The 21,348-nt window shown below is 62.8% G+C and carries 19 protein-coding genes; 12 read left to right on the top strand and 7 right to left on the bottom strand.

The genetic code is table 11. The annotated features are described in order from the left end of the window. Positions 1-287 precede the first annotated feature (287 nt). The gene (locus VGH98_11745; GenBank protein ID HEY2376639.1) at positions 288-2,138 is read left to right on the top strand and encodes a serine/threonine-protein kinase; all 1,851 of its coding nucleotides are present in this window, start codon (positions 288-290) and stop codon (positions 2,136-2,138) included. Between the two features lie 17 nt (positions 2,139-2,155). Here VGH98_11745 and VGH98_11750 read toward each other — a convergent pair whose 3' ends face one another. Further along, positions 2,156-2,794: a hypothetical protein gene (locus tag VGH98_11750; protein ID HEY2376640.1), complete on the bottom strand. Its 639-nt coding sequence runs from the start codon at positions 2,792-2,794 to the stop codon at positions 2,156-2,158. A gap of 100 nt (positions 2,795-2,894) precedes the next feature. Continuing rightward, positions 2,895-4,610 (bottom strand): M28 family peptidase, encoded by a 1,716-nt coding sequence (locus VGH98_11755; protein ID HEY2376641.1) that lies wholly within the window; start codon positions 4,608-4,610, stop codon positions 2,895-2,897. 188 nt (positions 4,611-4,798) lie between these two features. Here VGH98_11755 and VGH98_11760 point away from each other — a divergent pair, with 188 nt between their 5' ends. The 7 genes from VGH98_11760 to VGH98_11790 all read left to right on the top strand — a co-directional run bounded on the left by VGH98_11760 (position 4,799) and on the right by VGH98_11790 (position 12,015). After that, positions 4,799-5,905 carry a Re/Si-specific NAD(P)(+) transhydrogenase subunit alpha gene (locus tag VGH98_11760; GenBank protein ID HEY2376642.1) on the top strand — a complete coding sequence of 369 codons (1,107 nt, stop codon included), beginning with the start codon at positions 4,799-4,801 and terminating at the stop codon, positions 5,903-5,905. 23 nt (positions 5,906-5,928) lie between these two features. Then, positions 5,929-6,252 (top strand): NAD(P) transhydrogenase subunit alpha, encoded by a 324-nt coding sequence (locus tag VGH98_11765; GenBank protein HEY2376643.1) that lies wholly within the window; start codon positions 5,929-5,931, stop codon positions 6,250-6,252. A gap of 23 nt (positions 6,253-6,275) precedes the next feature. Next, positions 6,276-7,661: an NAD(P)(+) transhydrogenase (Re/Si-specific) subunit beta gene (locus VGH98_11770; protein ID HEY2376644.1), complete on the top strand. Its 1,386-nt coding sequence runs from the start codon at positions 6,276-6,278 to the stop codon at positions 7,659-7,661. 142 nt (positions 7,662-7,803) lie between these two features. After that, a complete protein-coding gene (ada, locus tag VGH98_11775; protein ID HEY2376645.1) occupies positions 7,804-8,889 on the top strand; it encodes a bifunctional DNA-binding transcriptional regulator/O6-methylguanine-DNA methyltransferase Ada in 1,086 nt (361 codons plus the stop codon). A 137-nt stretch (positions 8,890-9,026) separates the two neighbouring features. Beyond that, positions 9,027-9,908 (top strand): DUF4097 family beta strand repeat-containing protein, encoded by an 882-nt coding sequence (locus VGH98_11780; GenBank protein ID HEY2376646.1) that lies wholly within the window; start codon positions 9,027-9,029, stop codon positions 9,906-9,908. Positions 9,909-9,949: 41 nt separating this feature from the next. After that, positions 9,950-10,975, top strand: a complete 1,026-nt coding sequence (locus VGH98_11785; protein HEY2376647.1) for a hypothetical protein — start codon at positions 9,950-9,952, stop codon at positions 10,973-10,975. Further along, positions 10,975-12,015 (top strand): DUF72 domain-containing protein, encoded by a 1,041-nt coding sequence (locus VGH98_11790; GenBank protein HEY2376648.1) that lies wholly within the window; start codon positions 10,975-10,977, stop codon positions 12,013-12,015. Before VGH98_11785 ends, VGH98_11790 begins: the two co-directional genes overlap by 1 nt. A 67-nt stretch (positions 12,016-12,082) precedes the next feature. Here the strand turns inward: VGH98_11790 and VGH98_11795 are convergent, their stop codons facing one another. Then, complete coding sequence (locus VGH98_11795; GenBank protein ID HEY2376649.1) at positions 12,083-12,358, bottom strand: hypothetical protein; 276 nt, start codon at positions 12,356-12,358, stop codon at positions 12,083-12,085. A gap of 244 nt (positions 12,359-12,602) precedes the next feature. Between VGH98_11795 and VGH98_11800 the strand changes: the two genes are divergently transcribed. Together VGH98_11800 and VGH98_11805 are read left to right on the top strand one after the other, a co-directional pair. After that, entirely contained in the window at positions 12,603-13,538 is a 936-nt protein-coding gene (locus VGH98_11800; GenBank protein HEY2376650.1) for a serine hydrolase, read from the top strand. A gap of 60 nt (positions 13,539-13,598) precedes the next feature. Beyond that, the gene (locus VGH98_11805) at positions 13,599-15,713 is read left to right on the top strand and encodes a S9 family peptidase (GenBank protein HEY2376651.1); all 2,115 of its coding nucleotides are present in this window, start codon (positions 13,599-13,601) and stop codon (positions 15,711-15,713) included. 22 nt (positions 15,714-15,735) lie between these two features. On the opposite strand, the gene VGH98_11810 is transcribed toward VGH98_11805, so the two are convergent. Together VGH98_11810 and deoC are read right to left on the bottom strand one after the other, a co-directional pair. After that, positions 15,736-18,144, bottom strand: a complete 2,409-nt coding sequence (locus tag VGH98_11810; protein ID HEY2376652.1) for an aldehyde dehydrogenase family protein — start codon at positions 18,142-18,144, stop codon at positions 15,736-15,738. Between the two features lie 4 nt (positions 18,145-18,148). After that, positions 18,149-19,243, bottom strand: a complete 1,095-nt coding sequence (gene deoC / locus VGH98_11815; GenBank protein HEY2376653.1) for a deoxyribose-phosphate aldolase — start codon at positions 19,241-19,243, stop codon at positions 18,149-18,151. Between the two features lie 112 nt (positions 19,244-19,355). On the opposite strand from deoC, the gene VGH98_11820 reads away from it, so the two are divergent. Continuing rightward, positions 19,356-19,682 (top strand): TonB-dependent receptor plug domain-containing protein, encoded by a 327-nt coding sequence (locus tag VGH98_11820; GenBank protein ID HEY2376654.1) that lies wholly within the window; start codon positions 19,356-19,358, stop codon positions 19,680-19,682. Here VGH98_11820 and VGH98_11825 read toward each other — a convergent pair. Then, the gene (locus tag VGH98_11825; GenBank protein ID HEY2376655.1) at positions 19,679-20,323 is read right to left on the bottom strand and encodes a PAS domain-containing protein; all 645 of its coding nucleotides are present in this window, start codon (positions 20,321-20,323) and stop codon (positions 19,679-19,681) included. The genes VGH98_11820 and VGH98_11825 overlap by 4 nt on opposite strands. Positions 20,324-20,637: 314 nt before the next feature. Between VGH98_11825 and VGH98_11830 the strand changes: the two genes are divergently transcribed. After that, on the top strand, positions 20,638-20,946 hold the full coding sequence (locus tag VGH98_11830) for an XRE family transcriptional regulator (GenBank protein ID HEY2376656.1): 309 nt from the start codon (positions 20,638-20,640) through the stop codon (positions 20,944-20,946). Between the two features lie 62 nt (positions 20,947-21,008). Here the strand turns inward: VGH98_11830 and VGH98_11835 are convergent, their stop codons facing one another. Then, on the bottom strand, positions 21,009-21,347 hold the full coding sequence (locus tag VGH98_11835) for a hypothetical protein (protein ID HEY2376657.1): 339 nt from the start codon (positions 21,345-21,347) through the stop codon (positions 21,009-21,011). Position 21,348 lies beyond the last annotated feature (1 nt).

A 21,348-nucleotide genomic window follows, 5' to 3' on the forward strand; every position in this document is an offset into this window, starting at 1 on the left:
AATTGTTGGAGCAGGTCCGCCAGTCTGTCGCGGGCGAATTCGAGTTACTCGGCAGTTTGCCATATGCAGGTGGTGGTGGACCGGCATACTTTGCGCGACGAACCGAAGGTCACGCTGTCGTGGCCCTTCGTATGCACGGGGACGGCACGTTCGATGACGGCACTCAACGCATCTCTCTTTCGCTTTCTGAGCCACTGGGTGAGATGAGTGATAGCGCGTCTTCGGTAGTGGGCCGGTCGCCGCACTCAGGGCCCGTTCGGTTCACCCCAGTAGACTCGATCAGTGTCGTGAGCGACGAAACAGCAGCACGCGCGGTGAGCGGAAAAAACAGTCGTGCCGCCGGTGCACAAACCGGCGACACAACGCTTGGCGTGAGTGTCATTGGCTCGGGCGGCCTTGCGCGACAGCCGACTCCCGGTGAGGGAGAGGCGGTCGCCATCGCGAAGGTTTGCCCGCAATGCGGCGTCGAGTACGACACGGCCTCGCGCTTCTGCCCAAACGACGGGACTCCGCTCCGACCCAAGGGATCGGCAGATCCGTTCGTGGGCCGCGTTCTCGCCGAGCGCTACCACATGCTCAAGCGGCTTGGCGAAGGTGGTATGGGCACGGTGTATCTCGCCGAGCACGTCAAGATGAACCGCCAGTGCGCGGTGAAGGTCATGAATGGGGCGTTGCTCAGCGATTCCGATTCCGCGCAGCGATTCGCGCGCGAGGCATCGAATGCAGCGCGGATCATCCATCCAAACGTCGCGGCGGTGTTCGACTATGGGGAGACCGACGGCGTCGTCTATCTCGTCATGGAGTATGTCGAAGGTGTGTCTCTCACGAGGCTGCTCGAGCGGGAGACGACACTGCAACCTGCCCGGGCCGTCGACATCGCGCACCAGGTTGCCGAGGCATTGGTGGCAGCGCACGAGCTGGGCATCGTGCACCGGGACCTCAAGCCGGACAATATCATCGTCGCGCCGGGCAAGAATGGGCGCGATATCGCGAAGGTCGTCGATTTCGGCATCGCAAAAGCGGTGGAGGAAGGGCCGACGGAATCACTGACGCGCACTGGCCTCGTGATCGGCACGCCGGAGTACATGAGCCCCGAGCAGTTGCTGGGCGATCCGGTAGACGCTCGAAGCGACATCTACAGCCTCGGCTGCATTTTCTATCAAATGCTCACGGGCCGCCGCTCGTTCGACGAGCCGACTCGCGAGCAAATGATCAAGCGGCGCCTCACTGAGCGAGCTCCGCATGCGCGCGATCTCGTGCCCGAGTTGCCAAAGACGCTCGATCTCATCGTGGCGAGAATGCTCGCGCGAGCACCGCAGGATCGATACGCCACGGTGGCCGAAGTACGCGATCTGCTCATTCCTGCGATCGCGCTCGAGGGTGGCTTCGACGATCCGAGTTGGCGTCCGGCGACGACGCGCAGCAATCCGACGGTGTTCATCCAGGCCGCCGAGCAGCCGACGCAGGAGATGACGCCGTATCCGGGCGTCGCGGCGCAGCGACCGCTCTGGCGAGGTCGCCGCGCCGTGGGCGTGGCCGCGATTGCCGTCGTGGCCGTCGGTATCACGGCGACCATGGTCACGCGCAGCATGCTGAATGCGCGCGAACGTGAGCAACAAGCGCGGATGCTGGAGCAGGCAGCGGCAAACAAGCCCGCGGTACCGGCTGTCGTGTTTACGGCGCCGCCGCCGACGGTGGCGCAGTTGCCGACCAGGACCGCTACCGCAGCCGCGATGAGGACAGCCGATACTGGATTGCCAGCCAGCAAGGCAGCGAGCAGCGGCGTGTCGTCGGAGCTCCAGCAGCCGATCGATTCGCTCAAGGCCGCGATCGAGTCACGGCTTCCGTCGAAGATGGCAGAGGTCTATCGCAATTACGATCAGGACGATCAGACGAAGAAGTACTTCAGGGTGATCATGGACAAGGCCGACTCAGTCCACGTGAAGTCGATTGTGTTTCAGAATTCCAACGTGACGAGGAACGCGGCCCAGGTGAATTACCGGATGATCATCAACGTCATCGCGAACCAGTCGAAGATGCCCACGGAAGTTCCGTCGAGCTGGCGCGCGGATCTGGTACGCGATGGACCGAAGCAACCGTGGCGAATAAAGCAGCTCACGCGCCACGTCGTGATGTAGAGAGCGGCAGCCGCTCGTCAGTTGCGCTTGCCCAATCGAACGTTCAGTTGGGTACTCACGGAATCGAGTAGCGCACCGTCGTAACCCACCTCCCACTCTTCGCCGCGCAGCCAATTCGCCTCCGCGTGCACTGTGAGTTGCTTCCAGATAGTGTCGCCGAGGAAGCGCAGGATGATGCGCGTGCGATAGCGAAGTTCGGGCACACTATCGCGCACGAGCGTCGATTGCCAGCGCGTCATCAGGAAACCCGCGTTCGGATCGCTGACGTCGACGGTGTACTTCTGCGTCAGGTAATCAGTCGCCATCCGAAAGGCTGCTTGCTTCGTGATCCCGTCGCGCACGCCGACCACTCGCATTGTTTTCGCGTCAGAAGTCGAGCGAACGAAGCTCGTCGGCGCGCCGTCACGCGATGTGAAGAGCGGCGCCGGCTCCGGCTCTGCTTTCGTCGCGGTCGCGGTCGGTGCAGGCGCCGTTTTCGGCACACGATGGAATGACGAGCACGCGCCAACGCTCAGCGCCACCAAAGCAAGGCGTGAGAGCGAATTGCGCAGATCGGTATACCGGTCTGGAACTATGCTGCGATTGAACATGACCCTGCTTTCGACGACGACACGCATGCGGAGCTTCACCGGCGAACGAAGAGCGTCATCCGGCAAGAGACGAAATAGTGACGCAATACGAAGCACAAAGTAAGCGCGCGAACGCTCTTGCTCACTGTGTCAAATCAGGTGCCAGCTCCGAGAAACTCGGTCAAGGTCACTGCACGCACTGGCCGTGCGGATCGGGTTTTCGTTTGTCGACGACGAGCCGATGATCGAGATTCGCCGCACGCACAGCGACATCGCGCACGAGCGTCGCTACGCGCGCGAGCTGGTCGTAATCGATGTACTCCGCCTCGTCGGTCACCTGGTGATAGTCGCGATGACCACCGGTAGAGAAGAAGACGATCGGTATGCCGTAGCGCGCATACTCGTAGTGATCGCTGCGGCAGTAGTACTGCTGCGGATGTCCGTTCGCGTCGTACTGATAGTCGAGGTGGAATGCCGTCGGCTCCGTCTTCGCGACGCTCTCGACAAGATCTCCGAGCTCCGTCGAGAGGCGACGCGAGCCAATGAGCTGGAGGTACCCGGGTCCACCCCCTTTCACGTCGTCGGCGCGACCGCGCCCGATCATGTCCATATTGAGCTCGGTCACGATCGAATCGCGCGGCACCGTTGGATGATCGGTGAAGTATTCCGATCCCCAGAGACCTTCTTCTTCCCCTGCGTGCCAGATGAAGAGGATCGATCGCTTCGGCTTCACGCTCGCATTCACCAGTGACTCGGCAATCTCGAGGAGCGCGACGGACCCGGAGCCGTCGTCGTCTGCGCCGTTGTAGATCGAGTCGCGGCGCGATGAATGGATACGGCGCAAGCTGTCCAGAATCGTGCGAATCCGCGTCGTCTCGTCGGCCTTGGGCGCACGCTCCGGATCGTCGGCACCGCCTGGACGAATGACAGTATTGAACGCGCGCAGCGAATCGTGGTCGACAGGGTTGTGATCGAGGCCTATGTGATCGTTATGCGCGCCGATTGCGACATACTCGCCCTTGAGCGTGCGATCCGATCCTGGCAGGATGGCGACGACGTTGCGCGCCGGAGCGTGCGTATCGCTAAAACGCACGGATCCGCTGACGGTTTTCCCTGACAGTTTTCCCGGTGCCGTCCCTCGGATCGGCCCAGCGAGGAGCGATTCGGCCATCGCACGCGTGAGGTACATGAAGGCGGGCAACTCGGGTACTCGCGGCTCCGGTGTCTGGAGGTCGACCGATGGTTCGGAGAGCGCCTGACGTGCCTCCGGTTCCATCGCGTCGAGAGAGGCGATGGCGATGCCCGCCGCGTCGAGGTAGTAGCGCGTGAGCTGTGGTCGATTCGCTTGCCACTGCGGCTGGCCATCCGGTCCGTTGGGCACAGCGATGACGACGAACTTTCTCGCAGCAGCCGCGGGAGAGATCCGAGTCGCCGTGTCGGCCCAAAACCCACCGAAGACCACCGGTGCCTCGTTGAGCGCACGGACGTTCGGCCCGTTGTCGCGCGGCAGATAATCGATCCATGGCTTGAAGGTTGTGCCGCCGGCGGCGAGCGTCTGATCACCGGCAAGCGTGCGCTCGAAGACAGGAAGATTCTGGAAGAATCCGCCGCTATCGCCCGCCGGGACGAGTCCCAGCCGACGTACCTCGCGCTCGATGTAGGCAGTGGCGCGCTGATGTCCTTCGGTCCCAACGCGACGACCCTGCATCGAATCATCGGAGAAGATGTACAGACGCGTCATGAGATCCGACGGCGTGATGTCAGCGGCCGTCGGTTGTGGAGCGTGCTTGAGCGGCAGTTCGCGCGTCGGTGCGCTCTGCGAGGACACGACACGCGGCGCGCTGAAAACGCCAGCGACCGCGATCACCACAGCGTAAGCGATTCGGGGACAAAGCAAAACCATGTGTTACTCCACGGGCCAGTACAGAATCATGGAAAGTACATGTGCATTCGCCCGGGCAAACGTGAGTGCGCGTTCTGTCTTACGAAAGCCTTACCGAGAGTTCTGCCCGTCATTGCGCGACTGGGCATGCGGGCTAGTTTTCGCCCCGGCGCCGGATCGGCGCTCCACGCCTCGTTTCACCCGCCCGCATGCGAATCAGCGTTCCAACTGAAACCGCCACTCGCGAACAGCGAGTGGCGCTGCCGCCGGATAGCGCGGGCCGCTTGGTGAAGTCGGGTCTCGAGGTAGTGGTGCAGAAGGGCGCAGGCCAACACGCTGGGTTTCGCGACGAGGCGTACACCGCAGTTGGCGCGCAAATCATCCCGGACGCGCGATCGGCGCTGACAAACGCGCAGGTGATCGTGAAGGTGCAGCCGCCGACCCTCGACGAGATCGGCCAGATCAGCGAGGGGACGGCGGTCATTTCACTCATGCGCCCCGGCAAGCACCAAGAGGTCGCTACAGCCCTCGCGAAGCGAAGTGTCGATTCGTTGGCGCTCGAGCTGGTTCCGCGTATCACGCGTGCGCAGTCGATGGATGTCCTGTCGTCGCAGAGCACCGTGGCCGGATACAAAGCCGTGCTCCTGGGAGCCGCGGAGTTGGGAAAGTTCCTGCCGATGTTGACGACGGCAGCCGGCAACATCTCGCCAGCTCGCGTGTTCGTGATCGGCGCGGGCGTTTCCGGGTTGCAAGCGATCGCGACGGCGCGCCGTCTCGGTGGGGTCGTTTCCGCATTCGACGTGAGACCGGCCGCGCGAGAGCAGGTGCAGAGCCTTGGCGCGACGTTCGTCGCTACGGAGTTGGTGAGCTCGTCAGCAGAGACAGCGGGCGGTTATGCGCGCGCGCAGACGAACGAGGAGCAGCAGCGTACCCTCGCCGCGATCGCGGGACACATCAAAGACGTCGATCTCGTGATTACGACGGCACAGATTCCCGGCCGGCCGGCGCCAACGCTGATCACGAGCGACATGGTGAAGACGATGCGCGCGGGAGCGGTGATTGTAGATCTCGCCGTCGAGTCGGGTGGCAATTGCGAGTTGTCGAAGCCGGGGGAAACGGTGCACGCGAACGACGTGGCGATCATGGGACCGGTGAATTTGCCGAGCAGTGTTCCTTTTCACGCAAGTCAGATGTTCGGTCGCAACATTCTGTCGCTACTGCAGCATCTGGTGAAGGATGGCGCGCTCGTGCTCGATCCGTCGGACGAAATCACCGGCGCGATGCTGCTTGTCCATCAGGGCAAAGTGCTCAAGTAAGGCTTCTCTCAACCGACCAGACGATGCTCCTTCTCGAGCTCTATGTGTTCGTTCTCGCGGCCTTCACGGGATACATGGTGATCTCGAAAGTGCCGTCGCTGCTTCACACGCCGCTGATGGCGGCGACGAATGCGATTTCCGGTATCTCGCTCGTGGGATCGTTGATCGCCGCGGGGTCCGCACAGAGCCGCGTCGCGACGATTCTCGGATTCATCGCGGTGGTGGCCGCGACGTCGAACATCGTCGGTGGCTTTCTGATCACCGACCGAATGTTGCGGATGTTCAGGCGCGACACCGGTGGGATGAAGCGCGAAGCCGCCTCCGCGGCGCCGCCAGCACCGCGCTGACCGACCGATACCCAGCCGGCGCAATGCGCGACTACTTCATTCAAGGCTCGTACCTAACGGCATCGGTCCTGTTCATACTCGGGCTCCGCAGCCTAACGCGTCCCGATCGAGCAAGACATGGCATGCTGCTCGCCGCCGCGGGAATGCTCTTCGCCGTCATCGGCACTCTCGTGAGCCACCAGATCGTGGACTACCGTTGGATCGCGGGCGGGCTCCTCCTCGGCGTCGTGATCGGATATCCCCTCGGCATGTGGGTGCCGATGACGGCGATGCCTCAGCGGATCGCGCTTTCGCTGACGTTCAGCGCACTCGCGGCGGCGCTGGTGGGCATCGCCGAGTACAACACTCGCATAACGAACAGTGAAGGGATACCGCGACCGATCATGGCCGCGCTAGGAATCGAGGTGCTGTTAGGCATGGTCACCGTCGGCGGAACGCTCATCGCCGCTGGCAAGTTGCAGGAGCTGATCACCTCGCGGCCGCTGACGTATCGCGGCCAGAATCTCGTGAATGCGCTGGTTTTTCTCGCGATGCTGACGCTATTCGGCATGCTCGTCGTACATCCCGAGCGGCAGGCGCTATTCTACGCGCTGATCGCGCTCGCGTTCGTGTTCGGGATCCTCCTCGTGATGCCGATCGGCGGCGCTGATATGCCAGTGGTTGTCGCCTTGCTGAACTCGTATTCGGGGTTGGCGTCGTGCGCGACGGGTTTCGCGATCGGCAACGTGATCCTGATCATCAGCGGCTCGCTCGACGGATCGTCGGGATTCATCCTGTCTGTCCTGATGAGCAAGGCGATGAATCGCTCGTTCACGAACGTGCTGTTCGGCGCTTTTGGCTCGCAGGTGACGGCGGGAGGCAAGACTACGGAAGGGTTGAGCGCTCGCTCAACGAGCGTCGACGACGCAGCCGTGCAGCTGGCGTACGCGCAGCTCGTGATCGTGATCCCAGGCTATGGCATGGCGGTGGCCCAGGCGCAGCATCAGGTGCGCGAGTTGGCGGAGCTGATCGAGGCGCGTGGCGGCGAGGTGAAGTTCGCGGTCCATCCCGTGGCTGGCCGCATGCCCGGGCATATGAACGTTCTGTTGGCAGAGGCGAACGTGCCGTACGACAAGCTGTATGACATGGATGAGATAAACGGGGAGTTTGATCGTGCCGATGTTGCGCTCGTGATCGGCGCAAACGACGTCGTGAATCCGGCAGCGCGCACGGACAAGGCCTCTCCGATTTACGGCATGCCCATTCTCAACGCCGATCACGCAAAGAGCATCATCGTTCTGAAGCGCAGCATGGCCGCCGGTTTTGCTGGAATCGAGAACGAGCTGTTTTACAACCCGAAGACCTTGATGCTGTTCGGCGATGCCAAGAAGTCGCTCACAGGACTGGTGAGCGAGGTGAAGAACGTGTGATTCATAATTGGAGATTGGTGGTTCGGATTTCACCAGCTACCAGGCACCAATCACCACTTTGACCGCAAGCCTCGGATAGCCTGTCCGCGCAAGAACCCTAGCTTGCGCTCCAGTCCTTTCCGGAGCATCCATGATGTTGACCATGCCTACGACGTTTCGCGCCGAGCCGGCGACTCCTGTCCTCGATGGTGATGAGGCGTGGCGCGCAATACAACGGCGCGATCCGCGGTTTGACGGCCGGTTCGTGTACGCGGTGCGATCCACGCGCATTTACTGCCGTCCGTCGTGTCCGTCGCGCAAACCGGCGCGAGCGCGCGTCACATTTTACAGCGCGCCATCCGCGGCCGAAGAGGCGGGCTATCGCGCGTGCCGGCGGTGTCATCCTCGTGAGGCACGGCTCGGCCCGGCGGCAATCGCAGTGGAACGAGCGCGGCTGTACATCGAAGAGCATCCGGATCAGCTCATCACTCTGGCGTCCCTGGCAGAGAACGTGGGTCTCAGCCCGTTTCATCTCCAGCGTATGTTCAAGCGGTTGCTCGGGGTTTCGCCACGCGAGTACCAGGACGGCCTGCGAGTGTCGCGTTTCAAGTCGCGGCTTCGCGCGGGCGACACGGTAAGTCGCGCGACCTACGAAGCGGGGTTCGGCTCGAGCAGCCGAGTCTACGAGCGGAGTGACAGAACGCTCGGTATGACCCCGGCTGCCTATCGACGCGGCGGCGCGGGCATGCACATCACGTACACGATCGTCGACTCACCGTTCGGCGGGCTACTCGTTGCCGCGACGGAACGCGGAGTCTGCGCAGTGGCGCTCGGTGATGGCGACGAAGCGCTCGTCCGGAAGCTGCGAGCCGATTTCCCACGCGCCGAGATCGAGCGCGGGGACGATGTTCATCGCGATTGGGTCGCGGAGATCGTAGCCAACATCGGCGGCGGGAATCTCGGGTTGAATGTGCCGCTCGACGTGCAAGGGACCGCATTTCAACAGCAAGTGTGGGCGCTGCTGCGAAAGATTCCACCTGGCCGAACGCGGTCGTACAGCGAGATCGCCGCGGACCTGGGGAATCCCCGAGCGACACGCGCCGTCGCCCAGGCCTGCGCGAGCAATCGAATCGCGGTCGTTATTCCATGCCATCGCGTGGTTCGCAACGACGGTGAACTCGGTGGATACAAGTGGGGTGTCGAACGCAAGAAGACGTTGCTCGAACGTGAGCGCCGTCAGGCGCGTTGACGGTGCGCAACGGCGGCATGAGTGACGATCCAAGCCATCGGACGATCCAAACCATCGATAGATGTCTGTTGTCTGAATGAACGCCAGCGGTTCGCTCGCTGGCTCGCTGCACTTCTCCGGTTTCGAGGCATTCGACGATGAAGTACCTACGGCTCGTCGCGCCACTTACTTTCGCCGCAATGGCAACGCTCGGCGCGCAGAACAACCGCGGACGCGATGACAGTGTCTTCGTCTGGGCGGCTCGCATCGGTGATGGTGGAACGCTGACGGTGAAGAACATCGTCGGTGGAATCACAGTCACCGAGTCGAGCGGTGATCGTGTCGAGGTCCACGCCGAAAAGCGAATGCGCGGGCGCGGTGATCCGAGCGATATCTCGTTCGATGTGCGGGAGTCATCGTCTGGCGCGACGATCTGCACGGTGTATCGAGGTGAGAGCGCGTGCGATGACGGTAATTTCAGCAACACTCGATTTTCGGTGCGTTACACGATCGCCATGCCGGGCGGCTTGCGTCTGCGCGCGACAACGGGAAATGGTGAGGTCTCTGTCGAGCGAGCAGGTAGTGACGTGGAGTTGAGCACCGGAAATGGCGGAATTCGCATTGGCAAGACTGATGGCCGCGTGACCGCGTCTACGGGCAACGGTGACCTCCAGGTCGAGAGCGCGCGCGGACCTGTGCGTGCGTCCACCGGCAACGGCCGCATTTTCGTCTCGACGTCCGCTGGTCCGGTGTCGGCGACAACCGGAAACGGGGACATCGATGTTCGGATGGGAACGCTCACCAGTGCCGGGGACATGAACTTCACGAGTGGCACCGGTGCGGTGCGCGTCACGCTCCCGCCGGATTTCAACGGCGATGTCGATGCGAGCACGGGCAACGGCGACCTACGCACTGATTTCGCCATCAAATTGATCGGCCGTCTCGATCCGCAACACATGCGAGGCACGATCGGCTCTGGTGGTCGGATGATTCACCTTCAGACCGGGAATGGCAGGCTCGAGATCAGGAAGGGAAGCTGAATCTCAGATGCCCGACCGGGTACGCGCCCTATCTTTGGTAGGTGTATTCCACCTGCCTGTTCTGTAACGCGAACCTCGGGACGAACGAGGTAATCGAATCCTTTCCCATCGGGCGGCGGTTGGCGTTCGATGCGGCGAACGGGCGGCTTTGGGTGGTGTGTCGGAAGTGCGAGCGGTGGAACCTGTCGCCGCTCGAGGAGAGGTGGGAGGCGATCGAAGCGTGCGAGCGATGCTTTCGTGACACGCGGCTGAGGGTGTCGACGGACAATATCGGGCTCGCACGAGTGCGCGAAGGGCTCGAGCTGGTGCGCGTAGGACCGGCGCTGCGGCCGGAGTTCGCGGCATGGCGATATGGCGACCAATTCGGCCGGCGACGCCGACGAAGGATGGTTCGCGTCGGTCTCGGCGTGGGGATTGTCGGTGGTGCGATCGCGGGCGGGGTCGCGTTAGGCGTGAGCGCCGGCGTGGGGTTCGGCAGCGGCGGTTGGTGGATCTGGCGTGGGATCTACGCCGGCTATCGACGGATCGCGTATGGCAGCGAAGACGCCATCGTCGCGCGTATCCCGTACGAAGACAAGGCGCATGGCGAGCGAGTTGCTGCCGTGCGTCGTCGGGACCTTGTCGACGTTAGGCTAGGCAGCGCGGGAAATGGGGGGCTTCTCCTCTCACTGCCACTTCGCGGAGAGACGCTGCACCTGACGGGTGAGGAAGCGGAACGAGGCGCGGGCTACATCCTCCCGGCGATCAATTGGGCGGGCGCGGAAAAGCGCGAGGTCGAGCACGCCGTGCGACTCATCGAGGATTCGCAGAAGCCATCCTCCGAATTCGTGCACGAAGTGGCGCGCCAATCGGGGATGGGACGACGGCTTCAAGAGCTACCGAGTGCGTCGAGGCTTGCGCTGGAAATGGCGTCGCACGAGGAGAGCGAGCGTCGCGCGATGGAAGGCGAGCTCGCACTGCTCGAGACGGCATGGCGGCAAGCTGAGGAAATCGCGAAGATTGCCGACAACTTGCTCGTTCCTCCCTCGGTGGATGAGTTCCTGGAGCGAAACCGGGGAAAAGACTGATGGCATCCGGCGCGGCGCGGCCGTCGACCAATCGCTCGACCGAACACGATCCGGGCATCGCGACGGCGCGCGATCGCGCCGACGAAATCACGCGATCGGCGCCCGCGCTTGTCCACGCCGGCGAAACTGTCGTTCGCTTCGGGACGGCCAGCTGGACGGACCCGACATTGATCGCGCCTGGAGTCTTCTATCCGGATCGCGTGACGTCGGCAGAGGCGCGGCTCAGATACTACTCCAGTGTTTTCTCCGTCGTCGAGGTCGACTCGTCGTATTACGCGCTGCCGACGCGGCGCGTCGCGGAGCTCTGGGTCCACCGGACGCCGGAAGACTTCTCATTCGACGTGAAGGCGTTCGGCTGGATGACAGGTCACGCGACGGAGACCGCGCGCTTGCCACGCGTGCTCCAGGACGCGCTACCTAACGAGATCGTGGATAAGAAGCGTCTCTACGCCAAGGACGTGCCTCACGAGATTCGAGATGAGGCCTGGCGTATCTTTGCCGACGCGATCTCTCCACTCCACGAAGCGGGAAAGCTCGGCGCGGTGTTCCTTCAGTATCCGTCGTGGGTGCGACCGGCACAGCACAGCGCGGAGATGCTCGCGCGTGCGCGACGACGCTTGGGTGAGCTGCCGATTGCGGTCGAGTTCCGCCACAGCGACTGGTTGGCGCGCGCGCATCGTGCGCGCACGCTGGCGCTGCTTCGCGAGCAAGAGATGAGCTACATAATCGTCGACGAGCCGCAAGGATTTGCGTCGAGCGTACCGCCGGACCTCGCCGTCACATCGTCTCGATTGGCCGTCGTTCGACTGCACGGACGTCGAGGTGAGACGTGGGAGAAGCGCGGCACGACGGTACTCGAACGGTTTCGCTACTTGTACAACGAAGAGGAGCTCGGTGGTTGGGTGCCGAAGATCGTGGAGATCGCCGGTGAGGCCGAGCAGGTGCACGTCGTCTTCAATAATTGCTATGGCAACTATGGGACGACCAACGCGATGGAGATGGCGGGAATGGTTGCCCAGAGAGTGGTGGGTCGAGGGTAGTGTGTCGAGGGAAGTGGGTGACTCGGAAGCGCTTTACCCCCTACCCGCTGCCCTCGACCCACAGCCGTTACGCCGCCATCCGCCCACCGCTCGGAAACCAGATCGGTCTGCTGCCCTTGACCAGACCCACGCACTCGAAGCGCGCGGGTGGGAAACCATACACGCCAATCTCGAGCAAATCACCCTTGCTCACGACAATCTGGCGACCCAACTCGTCCACGGCATCGGAGAACGAATCGCTCTCAATTTCGCCGTCGCGACGAGATTCGATGTTGCTTACCGAAAAACAGAACTTGGACATGTCGATACCTCCACGGGCGACTAGCCCGTCGATGGTCATCACCGATGCGTGGACGGGCTGGAGAAACCAGCCCATCATTGACCGCTCTTACACCACCACACTCGTAACGTTGCTGGCCAGTCAAGTGTTACAGATGTCGACGATGGTTGCCAACGAGCCCGCGGTTGCGCTAGTTAGCCCCATGCGCACACTCCCACTTCCACTCCTCCTTGCAGGTACCCTCCTCGGGACGACGTGGTCCGCCCGCCCGAGCACGAGGTTCCCAATTGCACCTCGAGCAACACGAATGGCGGGCTTCGCATCACGAGTCGCGCCGCCGTCTCTCGAGGAAACGATTCGCGCGCGACTCGACTCGCTCCAGGCGCAGAGCAGTTTCTACGCGAAGCAGATCGGGGTCGCCGGGCGAGAGATCGCCATCCGCGCCGACGTGCCGATGAACACGGCGAGCGTGATCAAGATTCCGGTGATGATTCTAGCGTTTCGCGACGCGGACGCTGGTCGGCTCAATCTCGATCAGCGGTACACAATACGGCCGGAAGACCTGCGACGCGGCAGCGGGCTGTTGCAGACATTCACGCCCGGTCTTCGGCCCACGATACGCGACATCCTCACCCAGATGATTATCACGAGCGACAATACGGCGACCGACATCATGATCGCGAAAGTCGGCCGTGATCGCGTGAACCGGATGCTCGACTCGCTCGGTTATCGTCAGACTCGACTCAACGCAACGACGGGGACGTTGTTCCGCCAGGTGTGGGTGCAATCGGATCCCAAGTTCGCATCGATGACCGACCGTGAGGTGTTCACGCGCGGATTCCCGAATGACAGTGGTGCCGAGCGGAGAAATGTTGCGTTCGTCGCCGATTCGTCGAAGTGGCTCGGCCGTACGACGGCGCGTGAGATTGCGAGATTGCTCGAGCAGTTGCAGCAGGGTCAGCTGGCGAGCCAGCCGTCGACGCAACAGATGCTTCGCATTCTTCGTGAGCAGTTCTACGAGTCACGTCTGCCGCAGCGGATCCGCTTCCGCGCGGGGATCGCGCACAAGACTGGCGACTGGCCGCCCTTACTTGGCAACGACGTCGGGATCATCTATGCGCGATCCGGTCCGATCGTGGCCGCCGTATTCACGAACATGAATCGCGGCGACTTTACGGATCTCGAGGCGACAGAGGGCCGCATTGCGGAGGATGTTTTGAACGCATGGGGCAGTTCGAAGTGACGCGCACCGTCGCGTGCCGTGATGTATCGTTGGAAGCGGGATCCTCACCAGAAGCCTCTCATGAAAGCATCGATTGCGTTGGTCTTTGCCGCCGTGGCCGGAACGGCCAGTCAGTCGTTAGGTGCTCAACAGCAGCGGCCGATCACGTTTGACGATTTCGCCGCGGTGCGCGCAGTCTCTGATCCGCAGGTCTCACCCGATGGACGCTCGGTGCTGTATGCGGTGAGGACGACTGATGTCGCTGCGAACCGGCGCACGGGAAAGACCTTTGTCGTCGCAGTATCGGGCGCGGCACCACGTGTCTTCCCAGGTGACGACGTCAACGCGAGCGAGGCGCGCTGGTCGCCGGACGGTCGGCGCATCGCGTACATCGCGACGGGACAGTTGTGGGTAGCAGATAGTGCCGGCAGCAATCGCATCCAGCTCACCAATCTGAGTGGTGGCGCAACGGGACCTGTCTGGTCGCCTACCGGATCGCTCATCGCGTTCACGACGTCGGCCTATCCCGATTGCACGACGGACGCATGCAACTCGTCTCGGGACAGCGCCGCGGCGGCGAATCCGGTGAAAGCGCACATCGCCGACCAGTTGATGTTCAGGCACTGGACCGCATGGGACAACGGAACGCGCTCGCACTTGTTCGTTGTCTCACCCGACGGCTCAGGGCTACGCGATCTCACGGCCGGTGCGCGATATGACGTACCGCCTGGACCTTTCGGCGGCAGCGAGGGTTACGCGTTTTCGCCTGATGGCACCGAGATGGCCTACACGGCCAAGGACGCTGGTCGCGCCGACGCGTGGTCGACGGATGTCAACGTCTACGTCGTACCGACGGCTGGTGGCCCGGCGACGGTGATCACGGCCGCGAACAGGGGAGCCGATCAGAACCCAATCTACACGCCTAACGGGCGATTCATCGCATACTCGTCGCAGAAGACCGCGGGCTTCGAGTCGGACCGGTGGCGGCTGATGTTGTACGAGCGAGCGACGAAGACGAGCCGTGAGCTGCTCCCATCGTGGGATCGAAATGCCGACTCGTACTTCTTCGCGCCGGATATGAGCGCGCTCTATGTGAACACGACCGATGTCGGCAGAGAGAAGCTATATCGCTTCGTGCTCGAGCAGGGGACGGCTGGGGCGAGTCTGGTGAAACCGCGTGGGCCCGCCCTTCTCGTCGGCGAGCACAACAACGCTGGCTTCACCCTGTCAGCCGATGGGCGGACGCTCGCCTGGGCGCGTGACGCCGCCGATCAGCCAGCCGAAGTTTTCGTCGCCAACGTCGAGCCTAACGGGAAGGCCGCCGCGCGCCAGCTCACCCACGAGAACGACGCCCTCGTGAAGCGGTTGGCCGTCAATCCAGTCGAGGATTTCTGGTTCAAGGGCGCGACCGGCGACAGCGTCCAGGGATTCATCGTCAAGCCGCCGCAGTGGCAAGCGGGGCGAAAGTATCCAACGGTGCTGTTGATTCACGGCGGACCACAGGGAGCTTGGCTCGATCAATGGCACTCGCGCTGGAATTACCAGATGTTCGCCGCGCCGGGCCTTGCGCTCGTGATCGTGAATCCGCGTGGGTCTACGGGCTACGGCCAGGCATTCGTCAACGGTGTCTCGAAGGACTGGGGTGGCAAGGTTTATACGGATCTGATGAACGGTCTGGACGCGGCGCTGGCACGCAACAGCTGGATGGATCGCTCGCGGTTAGGCGCGGCCGGCGGCTCCTTCGGCGGCTACATGGTTGACTGGATCGCGGGACACTCGACGCGATTCAAAGCGCTGGTGTCGCACGCTGGCCCGTTCAACCTCGAGAACATGAACACGGCCACCGAGGAACTGTGGTTCCCGGAGTGGGAGTACGGCGGCGATTTCTGGAATCCGAAAGCGATGCGCGAGCAGTATCGGGTGTACTCGCCACATCTCTATGCAAAGAACTTCAAGACGCCGACGCTGGTGAGCGGTGGTGAGCTCGACTTTAGAGTTCCCTATACCGAGGACCTGTCGATGTTCACGGCGTTGCAGCGTCAGGGTGTGCCGAGCCGGCTGGTCATCTTCCCCGACGAGGGGCACTGGGTGCTGAAGCCGCAGAATCAGCGGCTGTGGTGGGGCGAGGTGCAGAGCTGGTTGACGAAATATCTGGGAACGTCACAGGTCTCGAGCGTCAACACGCCACAGCTGTGAGCGCGGACTAACGCGCTCACATTCATTCCCCATACGGCACCCAGACATTCTTGACTTGCGTCGCCTCGCGGAGGAATTCGCGGCCCTCCCCGTGACGCGCGTCGAACCAGTCGCGGCTTTTCCAGGTAGCCCACGTGCGCTTCATGTTCGATGCAGACGCGTACTCGACCGCCTTCGCGCCGTCACGTGAACCGAAGTACCACATCCCTTCGACATCGTCGTGCTCTGCGAGAACCATTGACAGCGCGTCCTTTCCTCCGGTGACGATGTTGACGACGCCATCAGGCACATCTGAGGTTTCGAGTACACTGTAGAAATCCGTAGCCGAGAGAGGGTATGGCTCGGACGGAATCACGATGACGGTATTGCCGGTTGCGATAGTCGGAGCGAAGACAGAGACGAAGCCAAGCAGCGGACACTCGTTAGGGCAGGCGACACCGAGGACGCCGATCGGCTCGTTCATGGCGATGGCGATGCCGCGAATCGGAACGGAATGGACGGCGCCATCGTGCTTGTCGGCCCAGGCGCCATACGTGAAGAGACGCGACACGGCGGCGTCCACCTCGCGAGTGGCGTCTGCAGAGTCACGTCCAGTCATTGCCTGAATGCGCCTCGCGAACTCGGCTGCGCGTGCAGAGAGATTCTCGGCGATGTAGTACAGGATCTGGGCCCGGTTGTGGCCCGTTGCTTTGCTCCACCCTCGATAGGCGGCGTGCGCCGCTTCGACCGCGTTGCGGATGTCCTTTCGATTGCCCTCGCCGACTTCGCTGACGACCTCCGCGTTAGGCCCGTGTATGCGACGGCTGTACCCCGAGTCGGGACGCGCCTGCTTGCCGGCGATGAAGAGCTTTGGCGTGCGGTCGATGGGGGGTAGAGCACTGTGGACTGCGGGTTGAGGGTGAACACCGAGCGGCGCCGGACGCGCGGCACCGGGCGCGGCGCTCTCGAATGCGCCGCGCGTCCCATCTCCCCCATCCCGCGTTAGGTATTCGTACATCCCTTCCCGGCCACCCTCTCGGCCAAAGCCGCTCTCACGATAGCCGCCAAAGCCGGCCGCCGCGTCGAAGAGGTTTGTCGAATTCACCCAGACGACGCCGGACTTGAGCTTCGGCGCAATGTCCAGCGCGAGATTGATGTTCTCCGTCCAGAGGCTCGCCGCGAGGCCGTACGGGGTGTTGTTTGCCAGCGCGACCGACTCCTCTGGAGTGCGAAAGGTCATCGACACGAGCACTGGCCCGAAGATCTCGACCTGCGCGATGGTGGACGACGGGGAGACGTCGGTGAAGAGCGTCGGCGGATAGAAATAGCCCTCCGTCGGACACGCCCAGGTGGGCTGCCACATACGCGCGCCTTCTTCTACTCCCTGCCTGACGAGTCCGCGGATTCTCTCGAGTTGCACGGGCGCGACGATCGCGCCCATGTCAACCGCTTTATCGAGCGACGACCCGACGCGCAGCTTCTCCATCCGTGTGCGTAGCTTTGCCTCGAGCTTCGGTGCAATTCCTTCCTGCGCGAGGAGGCGCGAACCGGCGCAACACACCTGCCCCTGATTGAACCAGATCGCATCGACGACGCCCTCGACGACGCCATCGAGATCGGCGTCGTCGTACACGATGAATGGACTCTTTCCGCCCAGCTCGAGGCTGAGCTTCTTGCCGGAACCGGCGGTCGCACGTCGAATGGCGCGGCCGACCTCTGTCGACCCGGTGAACGCAATCTTGTCGACGTCGGGGTGATCAACGATCGACTTGCCGGTCTCGCCGTCACCCGTCAGCACGTTCAAAACACCGGCCGGCAGACCAATGTCGGCGGCAAGCTCGGCGAAGAGCAGCGCGGTGAGGGGTGTGAACTCCGCCGGCTTGATGACGATGGTGCAGCCCGCCGCTAAGGCCGGCGCGACCTTCCACGCGAGCATCAACAGCGGGAAGTTCCATGGTACTATCTGCCCAACGACGCCGACGCCCGAGTAACCGGGAAATTCCGCGTCGAGCAGTTGCGCCCAACCAGCGTGGTGGTAGAAGTGTCGAGCAACGAGCGGGATATCGATGTCGCGAGTCTCGCGGATCGATTTGCCGTTATCCATGCTCTCGAGAACGGCGAAAAGGCGCGAGTGCTTCTGTATACCGCGCGCGAGTGCATAGAGCCACCGTGCCCGGGCGTGAGGCGTTAGGCCCCGCCAGGCCGGCAGCGCGTCACGTGCTGCCGCCACGGCGGCGTGAACATCCGATGCGGTTCCCTGACTAACGCGCGCGAGAATCGCCCGCGTTGCTGGGTTAACGACGTCGAAGGTCTCGCCAGGCGCGGTCCAGCGGCCGCCGATGAAGTGGCCGAAAACGCGTTCGTGCTTGCCTAACCAGCCAACGGCGTCCTTGTCGCTCTCGGGAGCAGGGCCATACTCGAGAGACTCGAAAATTTCGGCGACTGATGACATGACGTTAGGGCATGGGCATGCGATGGGCCGCAGCATAGCGGCCCGTCACGAAGTGCTCGAGCTGCCGTTCGATGTCGGTGAGGAGCGCACTCGCGCCGATGCGGAAGAGATCGGGCCGAAGCCAGCGATCCCCCAGCTCGTCCTTCATCAGGTACATGTACTCCAGCACGTTCTTCGCGCTACGGATGCCGCCGGCCGGTTTAAACCCAACAACGTACCCCGTCTGCTCATGGTACTCGCGGATCATCCGCGCCATGACGAGGGCGAACGACAGCGTGGCATTCACACCTTCCTTCCCCGTCGACGTCTTGATGAAATCGGCGCCGGCCTGCATCGCGACGACGCTCGCGCGCGCGACGTTGTTCAGCGTCGCGAGCTCGCCGGTGGCGAGAATCGCCTTCATCTGCGCATCGCCACAGGCCTCGCGAAACGCCTTCACCTCGTCGTACAGCGCCTGCCAGTTGCCGGTGAGTACGTGCGCGCGCGTGACGACGATGTCGATCTCGCGGGCGCCCGCGGCGACGCTGGCGCGAATTTCGTCAATCCGTTGCTCCAACGGACTCAGTCCCGCGGGGAAGCCCGCGGAAACCGCAGCAACGGGTATGTTCGTTCCGGTGAGAGTCTCCACGGCTGTTGGTACGAGCGCGTGGTATACACAGACGGCACCCACCCGAATACCAAGCTCGGCAACTCCCAATGATCGCTCCAGGTCGTCGCGCAGTGGGCGGCGCGCCTTTGCGCACAGCCGCCGTACGTTTCCGGGGGTGTCGTCGCCGGCGAGCGTCGTTAGGTCGATGAGTGTGATCGCCCGGAGCAACCACGCGGCCTGCCATTCCTTCTTGACGGTGCGCCGAGTTGGAATGGTCGCGGCGCGGCGCTCGACGGCGCTGCGATTGACGTGAATCGAACGCACGGCGTCGAGGTCCAGGGGTTTGCCCGGATTCCGCTCACCATGGGTGATGGGTCTGCCACGCTCGGTCGTGCCCGCTACGAGTGTCGGCCTCGTCTCCATCGTTCGCGCGTCGCGCGCGGGCGCGGGGACAGCACCCCTGTTGCTCCCCGAGGGAGAAATCGTATCAAGATTGCGCTTCGCACTCATGCCGCGGTAATGTAGGGGGCGAGAGGGTCCAGGGGAGGAGGGGCGGGGGCTCGAGACCGACCGCTCTCGCCGCTGATGAATGCGCGACTGTTGTCATCGATATCCTGCCCACATGTCCCGGCCGTCGCTCATTTTAGTCATTGTCGCCATAACCGCCTGCGGCACTCCGCGATTTACACATCCCGCGGTTGTGCCGACTACGGACGAGCGCGTAGCGCTGGGCTTTCCGCACGACGTGTTGTACGTGCTCGACGGCCACGTTTTACCGCGAGGCGATAGCGCGAGTGTCCCCACGGCGGTCCGCAATCTGGATCCGTCGACGATCGAGACGATCCAGGTATTGAAGGGAGCGAGCGCGAAACGCGCCTACGGCGACGCCGGTGCCAGCGGCGTGGTGATCATCAAGACCAAGAACAGCCGGACGGGCGGCGGCGCCTAACGATCTGCGGGGCGCCGCGTGTCGTCCCGGCGGACCGATGCGCGCAGCTCATCCACGAGCGACGCAAGCCGCGCGTTCTCCACCTCGAGCTTGTGGACGACGTGCTCGTGCTCGGCTTCGATCATCCGTTCACGCGACACATCGCGAAAAATGCTGATCGACATGCGGACGGCGCCGCGCCGATCGAGTATCGGCGTCGCTTTCACCGACAGCCAACGCTCGAAGCCGGATGCCCGCAGCTGTAGTCGCAGGAGTCGCTCGGGTATGACATGACCGCGGGAAGCCCGCGGTCCGGGCAGGTCTGGCTCCGTGAGGGCTGAGCCGTTGGCATCGAATGCCTGAACGCGCATCAGAAAGTCGCCGGGCGGTGCCAGCAGCGCAGCGGACGAACTCTCATAGCCGCACATCCGTGCGCCGGCGTCGTTGATGAAGAGGAGTTGCCCCGACGCGTCGTGCGCAGCGATGCCGTCGGCTACGCCATCGAGAATTCTGGCCAGAAGCTCGGAGTCAGACCACGACCCCGGATGACGCTGATTGGCAAACTGTAGGACCAGTTCGTTCGTGACGCCATTCGTCTGCCGTTCGATTTCCATCTCTTGAATGCCATCCGTCGGCCGGAAGAACTGAGCTTGCGCCGCCAATGGGCGCGCGTCAAGAGATCTAGATCACTTTTGTCCAGACTAATGACGTTCACCGGGCGGTGAGTCGCGGATTGCTGTCAGCCGAGGCGCCCATGCGCCGCGATACGACGTCGATGCGACCGATTCGAGGTTGCCAGATCGCTCGGCCGGCGCCGGCTTTTCCGACAAAAGCAAACGGCATTGGGTCGTTTTCTGTATGCAAAGCGTGAGTTCAGCAAACAAGTTTGAAATCGGGTCTTCCCGAATCGTGAGAATTCATTAATGTTCGCGCGGTTCGAAGGACACTCACGTCACATCCACAAACGGGGTCCAGGGTGGGCACAGCAAAACGCAGACGTCGCGGCTCGCAGCCGGGGGTTCGTAACCCATTCATCAAGAAAGAAGATCTGCTGTCGGAGATTCAGAGCATTGTCGACAAGCGCGACATGTCTCAGGTGCAAGTCGCGGACGAGACCGGAGAGGCACGCTCGCAGGTCTCCCTTCTGCTTAACGGCAAGCTGCGCGGCTTCTCGACTGACCGACTGGTTCGCATTCTGCTGCGGCTCGGTCGGGATATCGAGATCGTGATCCGCCCGTCACGAGGGAACAGGAAGGTCGGCGCGGTTCGATTAACCCGTCGGTAAGATCTTCGCCTCAGGAGTGCTCGAACGTCGCCGGCCCCAAGGCCCGCGCGGCGTTCGAGCATTTACTCATCAGGCATCTCGCTGCGGCGATGCAGCTGTAGAGTGCCGGCAGCCGCCGCCTGGCGTTCCAGCATCGTAAACATGCTGTTTTGGCCGCGGGCCCTCGCGGAGCTCGTCGACAGCCGGTGATCGGGCTGATGGGTGTCTATCCAATCGCGCTGTGACGTGGCGATGAACTGCACATCGCGCAACCGTTCTTGATCGCCCGTGTCATAGGCCGAGTGTAACGCAGCCGCCAGCGCGTGGTAAGCAACTTCGTAGTGCGCGTGGGTAAACGCCTGACGATTGATCACGAGCAACTGGGAATACAGGTTTCGCTCGTCATTCGACGGCATCCTCATG

The organism is Gemmatimonadaceae bacterium, assembly GCA_036496605.1.
GTDB lineage: Bacteria > Gemmatimonadota > Gemmatimonadetes > Gemmatimonadales > Gemmatimonadaceae > AG2.